The sequence below is a fragment of the Rhizobium sp. PL01 genome, from assembly GCF_033447125.1.
Classification (GTDB): Bacteria; Pseudomonadota; Alphaproteobacteria; order Rhizobiales; family Rhizobiaceae; genus Pararhizobium.
The window spans coordinates 55,121-66,633 of the sequence record NZ_JAWQUM010000006.1; the positions used below are offsets into that span (position 1 = coordinate 55,121).

Consider the following 11,513-nt stretch of genomic DNA (forward strand, 5'->3'; position numbering starts at 1 on the left):
CGGATGATCCCAGATCACATGGACACATCCCACCGATCGGTTCCCCATGCCCCAGACGCCGCCTCCCCGGAAGCCACGGAATCCCTACTATACCGGCCCCGTCTCCGATCATTTCGACGGCACCTATTTCTTCAATCCCGGCGGCGAAGCGCCGCTCGGGTTTCGGGAACTGATGCGCTGGCAGTTCGGCGGCGGCCGGTCAGTCTGGCCAAAGATCGCGCCGAGCCCCTTCCCACCGGCAAAACCCGACGATCGCATCGATGGCGGCGGTCTGCGCGTCACCATGGTCGGCCATGCTACACTGCTTATTCAGGTCGCCGGGCTCAACATCCTCACCGATCCCGTCTGGTCGCCGCGCACCAGCCCGTTTTCCTTTGCGGGACCGAAGCGTGTGGTTGGGCCTGGTATCCGCTTCGAAGACCTGCCGCCGATCGATCTCGTCATTGTTACCCACAATCACTACGACCATCTCGATCTCGCGACACTGAAGCGGCTGCACACCGAGCGCCGTTCTCCCATCATTACCCCGCTGGGCAACGATACGATCATCCGACGGGCCATCCCTGATGCCCAAATTAACGTGATGGATTGGGGCGAGCAGATTTCCTTCTGGGACGGCATTAGCATTGATAGCGAACCCTGCCACCACTGGTCGGCACGCACCGCCCGCGACCGCCGTATGGCCCTCTGGGCCGCCTTCGTGATCTCGACACCATCGGGAAAAATCTACCATATCGGCATACCGGTTTTCACGATGGCATCAACTACGAAGCCGCAGCAGAAAAACACGGTGGCTTCCGGCTCGCCAACCTGCCGATCGGCGCCTACGAGCCACGCTGGTTCATGAAAGCCCAGCACCAGAACCCGCAAGAGGCCGTCGAGGGAATGCTGCTCTGCAGAACCACCTACGCGGCCGGGCACCATTTCGGGACGGTGCAATTGACCAACGAGGCTATCGAAGCGCCAGTGCGAGCGCTGGAAATTGCGCTGCAGGAACAGGGCGTCGCACCGGAGCGTTTTCGCGCGCTGAGGGCCGGTGAGGTTTTCGATGTACCGGAGGCTTAGCTGCTCCCTCAGGCGGAAGCCGAGTTGAAACGCATGGCCTTCAAGATGCGCCGCTTCCTGGAGCCGGTCTGGGTTCGCGGGCACGAGGCCTCTGCAAGGACCGACGGAGAAGCCATTGCGGACATCCCTTCACAGTTTACCTGCGGCAGAACGAGCCTGTTTGTTTGCCGGGTACTGCAACGCAAGGGCTATGACGCAGCATGGATCAACGGCGTCCCGCGCCGGGCCGTCGACGGCCCGGAGGAAGGCCTCTATGGTTTCCTGAACGCAGAGCAATGGGAAAGCCATGCGTGGGTGGAATGCGCCGGATGGATCATCGATATCACGGCGGATCAATTCGCAGCCCCCGCCGTCATCGTCGCCCCAGCGGATGATCCCCGCTATGGAAAGCAGCTTCGCGATACGGCGCTGCCCCGTTTCGTTGCAGCCAGGGAGCAGGCTGTCTCGGACATTTGGCCCGAATGGCTGTTATTCGAACGCACAGCAACATGCACATCCGGCACCGGCACCTCGCCCGCTACTCCCCCGGAAATTCGTAATATTGCGGCAGATCATCGGTGATCTCATACCACGGCGCCTTCGAGCCGGTGAAAATATGCGCTGCCGGCCGGATCGACGGGGCATCCACCAGCGTGCCCATCGGCACATGGGCATAGGCGCCGTCGCGCACCACGGAATAAACGAGCGACCCGCAAATGCCGCAATGGACATCATGAGCCTCGTCAAGACTGCCATAGATCAGCCTGTCATTTTCGCCCCGCACGAGCCGCAGCCGCTCGCTTTTGATCCCTGCAATCGGCTTGAAAGCCGACCCGGTGGTGCGCCGGCAATTGGAACAATGGCAGTTCATCGCATAGTCGAAGCTATCCTCGACTGCATACTCGATGGCACCGCACAGGCATTTTCCGGTGAGGGCGGTGGGTGTTCCGGGCATATTCTGTCTCCGCGATATCACGACCGTATGTTCATGACGAACCGTCAGGATGACGGGCGCCTGGCCGTTCACAATGCTGCGAAACACGGCATCATCCCAATCTTTCAAAAAAAAATCATCCCCGCAAATCCCCGCTCCCAAAACCTGTGCCATCATGTGAGCGTTCCGTCATCGGATACGCTGCCAGGCGTGGCAGTGAGGCGGAGCCGGTGCCGGGTGGTGGAGAGACGTAAGCCTTCATCCGGTGGGCGGTCAGAAAGTGGTTTCCCTCTCGTCTGCAAAATGGCGGGGCGTGCCTGTGAGGCACCCATGAGGACCGGCGACTGGCGTGTCGAAAGACAGGCCTTTCGTGGCGCGGCGGCGAAAGCCGTCAGTACCACCCCGCATCAAAAGGGCGCCGCCATCCCCGCAGAGAAACCGGAGTTGCCCGCCGACCCACACTGAACGGGGCGCCGGAAGGCGTCATATAAAATAACTTAGTCATCGGCACCTTCCGGCGCCCCGGCCAAGTGAACTGAAGCGAAGTGAACTGAACCAGCCAAAACCACGGCGGATTTTCCGGGCGTGGCTATCGGCCGTAGTTCACCTCCACCTTGAGGGGGAGGTACTGGTAATTTGCCGAGGTTTCCGCCATATACACCTCAACAAACGATGGAAGCAGACGGCATGGAAAACACGGTCGAATTCGCGAAGATGAACGGGCTTGGCAACAAGATCCTGGTCGTCGATATGCGTGGCCGCAAGGACAAGGTGACGCCGGAAGCGGCGATTGCGCTCAACGCCCATCCGCAGACCCAGTTCGACCAGATCATGGCCATCCACGATCCGAAGGCCGAGGGTACCGACGCCTTTATCGATATTCTCAATTCCGATGGTTCGAAGGCGCAGGCCTGCGGCAACGGCACGCGCTGTGTCGTGCAAGCGCTGGCAGCCGAAACCGGCAAGAAGGTCTTCACCTTCCAGACCGTCGCCGGAATTCTGAATGCGCAGGAACATGCCGACGGGACGATTTCCGTCGATATGGGCACGCCAGTGTTTGCGTGGGACAAGATCCCGTTGTCGGAGGAATTCTACGACACCAGCCGCATCGAGCTGCAGATCGGCCCGATCGACGATCCGATCCTGCATTCGCCGTCCGTCACGTCGATGGGCAATCCACATGCGATCTTCTGGGTCGACCGCGACGTGATGTCTTTCGATCTCGAACGCTTCGGCCCACTGCTCGAAAACCACCCGATGTTTCCCGAGCGTGCTAATATCACCCTTGCCCAGGTCACCTCACCATCTTCCGTCACCACCCGCACCTGGGAACGCGGCGCCGGGCTGACGCTGGCCTGCGGTTCCGCCGCCTGTGCCGCCGCCGTCTCGGCCGCCCGCACCGGCCGCACTGGCCGCAATGTCGCGATCAAGGTCGCCAGCGCCACCCCGCCTGGCATCCTCACCATCGAATGGCGCGAGCGCGACGATCATGTCGTCATGACCGGTCCTGCCGAATGGGAATGGTCCGGCACCGTCGATCCCGTCACCGGCCTGTGGTCGCGTGAGGAAGAGCCGGGAAGCGTCGCGCTTTGAGTGGCGTCGATGTCATAACCTTCGGCTGCCGTCTCAACACCTATGAATCCGAAGTGATGCGGGCGCAGGCCGAGAAGGCGGGACTGAACAACGCCATTCTCGTCAATACCTGCGCCGTCACCGGCGAGGCCGTGCGCCAGGCCCGCCAGGCGATTCGCCGGGCGCGGCGCGAAAACCCGCATGCCCGCATCATCGTTACCGGCTGCGCCGCCCAGACGGAAAAGCAGACCTTTGCCGAGATGCCCGAGGTCGATGCCGTTCTTGGCAACGAGGAAAAGCTGAAAAGCGCCTCATACCGGTCATTGCCGGATTTCGGTGTCTCGGCGGAAGAAAAGCTGCGCGTCAACGACATCATGAGCGTCCGCGAAACCGCGCCGCAGATGGTCAAGCTGATCGAAGGCCATGTGCGCGCCTTCATCCAGGTGCAGAACGGCTGCGACCACCGCTGCACTTTTTGCATCATTCCCTACGGCCGCGGCAATTCCCGCTCGGTGCCGATGGGCGCCGTCGTCGATCAGGCGCGAAAGCTGGCAGAGAGTGGCTATCGCGAAATCGTGCTCACCGGCGTCGATGCCACCAGCTACGGCGGCGATCTGCCGGGAATGCCGACGCTCGGCCTACTCGCTAAGACTTTGCTGAAACAGGTGCCGGAAATCCTGCGCCTGCGCCTCTCCTCCATCGACAGCATCGAGGCGGACAGCCACCTGATGGACCTCATTGCCGACGAGCCGCGCTTCATGCCGCACTTGCACCTGTCGCTGCAGCATGGCGACGACATGATCCTGAAACGGATGAAGCGGCGGCATAGCCGCGCGGATGCGCTGGCGTTCATTCAGGACGTGCGGCGGCTGCGCCCCGAAACAAGCTTCGGCGCCGACATGATCGCCGGCTTTCCGACTGAAACCGAGGAGATGTTCGGGAACGCGATGGGGCTCGCCGAAGAGGCTGGCATCGCCCATCTGCACGTCTTTCCTTATTCGCCGCGCGAGGGTACGCCCGCCGCCCGGATGCCGCAGCTCGACCGCGCTCTGGTGAAGGAACGCGCCGCCCGGCTGCGCGCCACTGGACTTCGGCTGCATCAGGCCCATCTTGACAGCATGGTCGGAACGCAGCAAAGCCTGCTCGTCGAGAACAATGGCTTGGCACACACGGAAAATTTCACGCTTGTCGCCGTCCCCGGGCTTCAGCCGCGCGCTATAGTCACGGCGATGATTACCGGCCAAAACGGCAAGCATCTCGACATGCAATTGATGGCCGTCAACGCGGCCTGAGTTTACGGAATTCACATGGCGCTCAGCTTTCTGAAAAAGGTCTTCACATTCGGCAAGGACAAGCCGACCGAAGGCGAGCCCGCCGCAGCGCCAGCAGCCGATGCGGTCATGGACCAGGCGGAATCGACGTTCAGCCCCGAGGAAACCCGGGCGATCAAAGCCGAACTCGAGCCGCATTCCCGAACCGAAGATCTGCCGGTCGCAGCCGATCCGGTTTTGCCGGAAGAAATGGACACCGCCGGCGGCCCGTCTGCCGATACCGTTGATGCGCCGGAGTTCGCGGCTGAAGAAGAAGAACACGCCCTTCTTCCACCGGCCGAACAGATCGGCGATATCGGCGTAATCCCGCTATCGCTGCTGGAAGCGGAAGCCGAGGCATCCGAGGTTGCGGAAACTGAAGTGCCCCCCTCTGTCCCTTCGGGACATCTCCCCCACGAGGGGGGAGATCAGACAGAGGCTGACGCACCATCCGCGCGACATGCTCCGTCAGATGATGCGCCGGAGGCAACCACGAGGCCAATCTCCCCCCTTGTGGGGGAGATGTCGGTGCAACCGACAGAGGGGGGTAAACCTTCCCTAACCTCCGAAGACGGCGGTATCAACGAAAGCGCTCCCCCTTCGATCTCCCCCCTTGAGGGGGAGATGCCCGACAGGGCAGAGGGGGGTGACGAACTCTCCGCGCGCTCGGAACCCGCAGAAGCCACAGTTCCTATCCTCCCCAAAGGCTTCGCCACCGGCCGTGCCTTCGAACCGGAGCCTGAAGCGCCGAAGCAGAAGCTCACATGGTTCCAGCGCCTGCGCCAGGGCATGGCCCGCACCTCGTCGCAGCTCACCGGCCAGATCACCGCGCTCTTCACCAAGCGTAAGCTGGACGACGAGACGCTGCAGGATCTGGAAGATCTGTTGATCCAGGCCGATCTCGGCGTCGAAACGGCGTTGCGCATCACCGATACGCTCGCCTCGGAACGTTATGGCAAGGACGTGACCGGAGAAGACGTTTCCCGCATCATGGCCACGGAGATCACCAAGGTGCTCGCCCCGGTCGCCAAGCCGCTACAGCTTGACCTCTCCCACAAGCCGCACGTTATCCTCGTCGTCGGCGTCAACGGCACCGGCAAGACCACCACCATCGGCAAGCTCGCCGCCAAGCTTTCGGGCGCTGGCCTCAAGGTCATGCTCGCCGCCGGCGATACGTTCCGCGCGGCCGCTATCGAACAGCTGAAGATCTGGGCCGAGCGCACCAACTCCGACATCGTCTCCTCGAAACTCGGCGCCGATGCCGCGGGCCTTGCTTACGAAGCTTTCGAGCAGGCGCGGTTGAAAAAGAGCGACGTCTTGATCATCGACACCGCCGGCCGCCTGCAGAACCGCACTGAACTGATGGCGGAACTGGAAAAGATCGTCCGGGTGCTCGGCAAGCTCGATCCCGATGCACCACATACGGTGTTGCAGACGCTCGACGCCACGACCGGCCAGAATGCGCTCAACCAGGTGGAGATTTTCCGCAATATCGCAGGCGTCAACGGCCTGATCATGACCAAGCTTGACGGCACCGCACGCGGCGGCATCCTCGTCGCCATCTCGGCCAAACACAAGCTGCCGGTCTATTTCATCGGTGTCGGCGAAGGTGTGGACGATCTGGAACCGTTCGAAGCGAAAGACTTTGCCGAGGCAATCGCCGGGATTCCCCATTGACCCGGATATCATTTTGCCTTTTTGCTGATGTTATAGGGTCGATAATGCACAATTTAGACGCGGGCTTTCACCTTCTCCGTCATGTTCGCCCTTGTGGCGGGCATCCAGCAGCGGCGCGTCGGCGCCGCTAGAGGCTCTTCACGCGATGGCATTGCGTGACTGGATTCCTGTGACGAGCACAGGAATGACGGTGTAGTTGAACCGCATTTGTATTTTTACCGCTCCATCGAGCAGGCACTTTAGGAAAGACACGATGTCATCGATCGAGACGGCCAAGCCGCGCAAGGAAATCAGCCCGCTCCTGAAAATGGTGCTGGAGCTTGGCCCGCTGGTGGTTTTCTTCTTCGCCAATTCGCGCGGCGAATGGCTGGCGCGGGAGTTTCCGGCGCTGACGGAGCTCGGCGGCCCGATCTTCATCGCCACCGGCCTGTTCATGGCCGCGACAGCGATCGCGCTGACCGCATCCTGGCTGCTCACCCGCACTTTGCCGATGATGCCGCTGATTTCCGGCGGCGTCGTCTTCATCTTCGGCGCACTGACGCTCTATTTGCAGAACGATACCTTCATCAAGATGAAGCCGACCATCGTCAACACGCTGTTTGGCGTCATCCTGCTCGGCGGGCTGCTGTTTGGAAAATCCCTGCTCGGCTATGTCTTCCATGCCGCCTTCAAGCTTGATGAAGCCGGCTGGCGCAAGCTGACCATCCGCTGGGGCGTGTTCTTCCTGTTCCTCGCCGTGCTGAACGAAGTTGTCTGGCGCAATTTCTCGACCGACTTCTGGGTCGCCTTCAAGGTCTGGGGCACGATGCCGATCACGGTGCTGTTCACCCTGTCGCAGATGCCGATCATCATGAAACATTCGCTGGATCAGGATACGCCGAAGTGACAACACTGGTACCGGCCGAAAGCCGTTCGCCGCGTGCCGCCACACTCTGGCTCGCCGCCTGCGCCGCAGTTCTCATCCTGCAGATCGTCATCGAATACTGGATGGGCCGCACGCCGATCTGCGAATGCGGCTACATCAAGCTGTTCGAGGCCACTGCCAAAGGCCCAGGCAATTCACAGCATCTGGCCGACTGGTACACCCCGTCGCACATCATCCACGGCTTCCTGTTCTACGGGCTTGCCCATCTGACATTGCGCGGCAAGCCGTTGGCAGCAAAGCTGCTTTTGGCGCTCGTCATCGAATCCGGCTGGGAAATCCTCGAGAACTCACCGATCATTATCGACCGCTACCGTACCGCCACCATCTCGCTCGACTATTACGGCGACAGCATCCTCAACTCGGCGATGGACACTGTGTTCATGGCGCTCGGCTTCTTCTTCGCCCGGCGCGCACCGGTGGCCGTCACGGTCGCGATTGCCATCGTCTTCGAGCTTTTCACCGGCTGGCTGATCCGCGATAACTTGACGCTCAATGTTCTGATGCTGGTCTATCCGCTGGATGCAGTGAAAGCGTGGCAGAGCGCGCTTTGACGCCCTCTGTGAGGCATGCTGCGGACGTCCTATTTCCCTCTCCGTCATCCCGGCTTTGTCCGGGATCCAGTGGCGCCCGCGTCTGCGGTGCTGCAAGAATGCCTCTCACGCGGTAGACGTCGCGGGGCTGAATCCCCGCCACATAGGCGATAAAGAGGGAGGAAAGTGATGACTCATAAAAACAGACGGGCCGGCCGGAAATAACCTACTTCCCCGCCGCAGCCTTTTCGATCGCCGGATAGAGCCCGTCCTTCAAGCTGCGCTCATCGAACGGCCCCACCCGCTTGTAGACGATCGTGCCCGACGCATCGACAAGGTAGGATTCCGGGATGCCGTAGACGCCCCAGTCGATTGCAGCCTTGCCGCGCGGATCGACACCGACGGCGGCGAAGGGGTTACCGAGTTCGCCGAGAAACCGCAGCGCATTGTCGGTCTGGTCCTTGTAGTTGATCCCGACCACCGTCAGGCGCGGGTCCTTGGCGAGTTCCAGAATGATCGGGTTTTCCTCACGGCAGGGAACGCACCACGACGCCCAGACATTGACGAGCGTCAGCTTGCCCTTGATCGCCGCATCGGTGAGCGGTGGCATCGCAGCACCCTTGAAGGTGGCGCCTTCCAGCGGCGGCATATCGAGCATCGGCGCCTTGGTGCCGAGCAGCGCAGACGGGATCTCGCTGATATCCCGGCCGGAATCGAGCTGGCTCCAGAAAATCGCGGCGAGCCCGGCAAAAACCAGAAGCGGCAGGAGCGCGAAGACAATGCGCATCTTACCGGGCCGGTTGGTTGCCGGCGTGGCGGGGGTCTCAATGCTCATTGTATGTCTCCAGCCTGCGCCGAACGGCGGCGGATGCCGGCGGCTTCCAGTGCCTGCAATTCGCGGCGCCGTGCCCGCCCGTCGGTCCAGACCCAGACAACGAGGGAGAGCACGGTGACAGCGGCGATACCGTAGCTGGCAAAAACATAGGCGGTGTGGGTCATCATCGGCTCAGACCTCCCGGCCAGTGCTGCGGGCGGCCTGACGGCGCATCGAGGTCACGCGGCGGCGCCAGATCTCGTTGCGCATGGCGGCGATATGCAGGGTGAAGAACAGCAGGGTGAAGGCAACCGCCATCACCAAAAGCGGCCGCAGAAACTCCGGATCGATCGCCGAACCGCCAAGCCTCAACACACTTGCCGGCTGGTGCAGCGTGTTCCACCATTCGACCGAGAACTTGATGATCGGGATATTGACGAAGCCGACGAGGATCAGAACAGCCGAAACCTTGGCCGCTTTGCCCGGCTCGTCCATGGCGCGATTGAGCGCAATCAGCCCGAGATACATCAGGAACAGCACGAAGACCGAGGTCAGCCGCGCATCCCAGACCCACCAAGTGCCCCACATCGGCTTACCCCAGAGCGAACCGGTGACCAGTGCCAGAAAGGTAAAACTCGCCCCGATCGGAGCGGCGGCGCGAGCCGCAACATCGGCCAGCGGATGGCGCCAGACCAGCGTGCCCAGCGCCGACAGTGCCATCACGCTGTAACACATCATCGACAGCCAAGCCGCAGGCACATGCACATACATGATACGGACCGTCTCGCCCTGCTGGTAATCGCCTTCGGTGGTGAAAGACAGATAGAGCCCGGCGGCAAACAGCAGCACCGTCAATCCGGCAAACCAAGGCAGGACGCGTGCCGCCAAAGCCAGAAACCGGGTGGGATTGGCAAGGTCGCTGAATTTTCGAATGGCCAGACTGTTTTCGCTCATGATGGTTCTTTAACGTGCAACGCGTTTCTCTTCAATAAAGCCGCTGCAATCACATTTGCGTCAGAGCGTCACGCGCTCAAAGAGCGCACAACGGTGATTTTAGCGTTCCGTTTGCGAGCGTCCATTCGCTTTCGGGTGGTTCAGCTTCAACACAGAAGGCCCTAATCCGACGCGGACCGCAGCGCCAAAGCCGCAGCCAGCGGGCCGATAACTGCAAAGAACAGCGTGATGGCAAGCAGAATCAGCAAGGGCGGCAGGAACGGCGCGGGGTCTTGAACGGCGGCATAAGCCGCACTGACGCCGAAGATCAGCACCGGGATCGCAAGCGGCAGAACAAGGATCGACACCAGCAATCCACCCCGCGGCAGGGTCACCGCGACGGCAGCGCCAGTCGCGCCGATAAAGGTAATGGCCGGTGTCCCGACCAGAAGCGTCAGCATCGTTGCGCCGATAGCAATCTCGCTCATGTTCATGAACAGCCCGAGCAACGGCGCGGCGATCACCAATGGCAGGCCGGTTGCCGTCCAGTGTGCCAGGCATTTGACCAGCACCGTCAGCACCAGCGGCACCTCCTGCATCAGCATCAGATCAAGCGACCCATCTTCCCGCTCCGCCTGAAACAGCCGGTCGAGACCAAGCAGCGAAGCGAGCAACGCTCCGATCCACAGGATTGCCGGGCCGATGCGGGACAACAGATTGAGATCGGGACCGACGGCAAACGGCACCACGGCAACGACGGTCATGAAGAACAGCACGCCGATCAGGGCGCCACCACCGGCGCGCATGGAGAGTTTGAGGTCCCGGAGGAAGAGGGAGATCATGCCGGCACCACCATATCGGGGGCAGTTTTACCCCCCTCTGTCGGCGACGCCGACATCTCCCCCACAAGGGGAGAGATTAACCACCAAACTTCTGCCTCCCAAAACAAAAACAATCGGTGGACAGGGGAAAAGGCTAATCTTCCTCCTTGTGGGGGAGATGTCACAAAGTGACAGAGGGGGGTGGGGGCGGCATGCACGGACATCAAGCGCCTACCCCCGCAAACCCTGTCATCCGCAATTCCTTCGCGGCCACCCCAAGCGGCTGATGCGTCGCCGCAACCACGATGCCTCCACCCGCAAGATGCCGCTCGACCAGTCCCGCAAACATCCGGTCCGCCGACGCGTCGAGTGCCGCCGTCGGCTCGTCGAGGATCCAGACCGGACGGTAGGCCACGAGCAGCTTAGCCATGGCCATCCTCCGCTGCTGCCCGGCCGAGAGATAGCCGAAGGGAAGATGCGAAATGCCGCCGAGCCCAAGCGCTTCCGTAGCCTCTTCGATGCCGATTCCGGAACCGCCAGCCGAATCACCCATGAAGGATTTCCAGAAGGAGAGATTTTCCGCGACGGTCAGTTCCTGCTTCATCGCATTGCGGTGGCCGAGATAGTGGCAGAGCTCGCGCGGATGGCCGATATCTGCAGTTGTATCGTCCAGCCGGACAGTACCGGATTCGGCGCTCAGAAGTCCCGCCAGAACGCGCAGCAATGTCGACTTGCCGGAGCCGTTCGGACCGGTGATGATCAAGGCCTCCCCGGCCGCAACAACGAACGAAATATCGTGGAAAATCAGGTCCTCACCGCGTTTCGCACTGAGACCCTCGACATGCAGGCGGATAGGCATTCACATTCCCTTTACGACGTTGGTCACCGCGCAAAAAATTGTCTCAAATTGAGGACGGATGGTCTGGCACGTTCCGGAGAAATTATCTATAACC

General features: G+C 61.4%; 12 protein-coding genes and 1 pseudogene. 7 read left to right on the plus strand and 6 right to left on the minus strand.

The features are described 5' to 3' along the window. Positions 1-46 precede the first annotated feature (46 nt). Positions 47-1,065: pseudogene (locus R6X40_RS15630) on the plus strand (MBL fold metallo-hydrolase). A 24-nt stretch (positions 1,066-1,089) separates the two neighbouring features. Next, positions 1,090-1,626 carry a hypothetical protein gene (locus R6X40_RS15635; RefSeq protein ID WP_318414722.1) on the plus strand — a complete coding sequence of 179 codons (537 nt, stop codon included), beginning with the start codon at positions 1,090-1,092 and terminating at the stop codon, positions 1,624-1,626. Here the strand turns inward: R6X40_RS15635 and R6X40_RS15640 are convergent. After that, positions 1,583-1,999, minus strand: a complete 417-nt coding sequence (locus R6X40_RS15640) for a GFA family protein (RefSeq protein ID WP_318414723.1) — start codon at positions 1,997-1,999, stop codon at positions 1,583-1,585. The genes R6X40_RS15635 and R6X40_RS15640 overlap by 44 nt on opposite strands. A 666-nt stretch (positions 2,000-2,665) precedes the next feature. Between R6X40_RS15640 and dapF the strand changes: the two genes are divergently transcribed. From dapF to R6X40_RS15665, 5 genes are all read left to right on the plus strand, one after another. Then, positions 2,666-3,571 (plus strand): diaminopimelate epimerase, encoded by a 906-nt coding sequence (dapF, locus tag R6X40_RS15645; RefSeq protein WP_318414724.1) that lies wholly within the window; start codon positions 2,666-2,668, stop codon positions 3,569-3,571. Then, positions 3,568-4,842 (plus strand): tRNA (N(6)-L-threonylcarbamoyladenosine(37)-C(2))-methylthiotransferase MtaB, encoded by a 1,275-nt coding sequence (mtaB, locus tag R6X40_RS15650; RefSeq protein ID WP_318414725.1) that lies wholly within the window; start codon positions 3,568-3,570, stop codon positions 4,840-4,842. The genes dapF and mtaB overlap by 4 nt, the downstream gene beginning before the upstream one ends. 15 nt (positions 4,843-4,857) lie before the next feature. Further along, positions 4,858-6,537 carry a signal recognition particle-docking protein FtsY gene (ftsY, locus tag R6X40_RS15655; protein WP_318414726.1) on the plus strand — a complete coding sequence of 560 codons (1,680 nt, stop codon included), beginning with the start codon at positions 4,858-4,860 and terminating at the stop codon, positions 6,535-6,537. 253 nt (positions 6,538-6,790) lie between these two features. Then, complete coding sequence (locus R6X40_RS15660; RefSeq protein WP_318414727.1) at positions 6,791-7,423, plus strand: septation protein A; 633 nt, start codon at positions 6,791-6,793, stop codon at positions 7,421-7,423. Beyond that, positions 7,420-8,013 carry a DUF2585 domain-containing protein gene (locus R6X40_RS15665; protein WP_412178391.1) on the plus strand — a complete coding sequence of 198 codons (594 nt, stop codon included), beginning with the start codon at positions 7,420-7,422 and terminating at the stop codon, positions 8,011-8,013. Before R6X40_RS15660 ends, R6X40_RS15665 begins: the two co-directional genes overlap by 4 nt. 205 nt (positions 8,014-8,218) lie before the next feature. Here the strand turns inward: R6X40_RS15665 and R6X40_RS15670 are convergent, their stop codons facing one another. The 5 genes from R6X40_RS15670 to ccmA all read right to left on the minus strand — a co-directional run bounded on the left by R6X40_RS15670 (position 8,219) and on the right by ccmA (position 11,413). Further along, a complete protein-coding gene (locus R6X40_RS15670; protein ID WP_318414728.1) occupies positions 8,219-8,827 on the minus strand; it encodes a DsbE family thiol:disulfide interchange protein in 609 nt (202 codons plus the stop codon). Continuing rightward, complete coding sequence (ccmD, locus tag R6X40_RS15675) at positions 8,824-8,994, minus strand: heme exporter protein CcmD (protein ID WP_318414729.1); 171 nt, start codon at positions 8,992-8,994, stop codon at positions 8,824-8,826. The genes R6X40_RS15670 and ccmD overlap by 4 nt, the downstream gene beginning before the upstream one ends. A 4-nt stretch (positions 8,995-8,998) precedes the next feature. Beyond that, positions 8,999-9,760, minus strand: a complete 762-nt coding sequence (locus R6X40_RS15680) for a heme ABC transporter permease (protein ID WP_318414730.1) — start codon at positions 9,758-9,760, stop codon at positions 8,999-9,001. Positions 9,761-9,921: 161 nt separating this feature from the next. Then, entirely contained in the window at positions 9,922-10,581 is a 660-nt protein-coding gene (gene ccmB, locus R6X40_RS15685) for a heme exporter protein CcmB (RefSeq protein WP_318414731.1), read from the minus strand. A gap of 202 nt (positions 10,582-10,783) precedes the next feature. Beyond that, the gene (gene ccmA / locus R6X40_RS15690; RefSeq protein ID WP_318414974.1) at positions 10,784-11,413 is read right to left on the minus strand and encodes a heme ABC exporter ATP-binding protein CcmA; all 630 of its coding nucleotides are present in this window, start codon (positions 11,411-11,413) and stop codon (positions 10,784-10,786) included. Positions 11,414-11,513: the final 100 nt, after the last annotated feature.

Excerpts from the sequence above, each read along its gene's own strand:
- ccmB (WP_318414731.1), bottom strand. The coding sequence starts at position 10,581 with ATGATCTCCCTCTTCCTCCGGGACCTCAAACTCTCCATGCGCGCCGGT.
- R6X40_RS15670 (WP_318414728.1), bottom strand. The coding sequence starts at position 8,827 with ATGAGCATTGAGACCCCCGCCACGCCGGCAACCAACCGGCCCGGTAAG.
- R6X40_RS15660 (WP_318414727.1), top strand. The coding sequence starts at position 6,791 with ATGTCATCGATCGAGACGGCCAAGCCGCGCAAGGAAATCAGCCCGCTC.
- ftsY (WP_318414726.1), top strand. The coding sequence starts at position 4,858 with ATGGCGCTCAGCTTTCTGAAAAAGGTCTTCACATTCGGCAAGGACAAG.
- ccmD (WP_318414729.1), bottom strand. The coding sequence starts at position 8,994 with ATGATGACCCACACCGCCTATGTTTTTGCCAGCTACGGTATCGCCGCT.
- dapF (WP_318414724.1), top strand. The coding sequence starts at position 2,666 with ATGGAAAACACGGTCGAATTCGCGAAGATGAACGGGCTTGGCAACAAG.
- R6X40_RS15640 (WP_318414723.1), bottom strand. The coding sequence starts at position 1,999 with ATGCCCGGAACACCCACCGCCCTCACCGGAAAATGCCTGTGCGGTGCC.
- R6X40_RS15680 (WP_318414730.1), bottom strand. The coding sequence starts at position 9,760 with ATGAGCGAAAACAGTCTGGCCATTCGAAAATTCAGCGACCTTGCCAAT.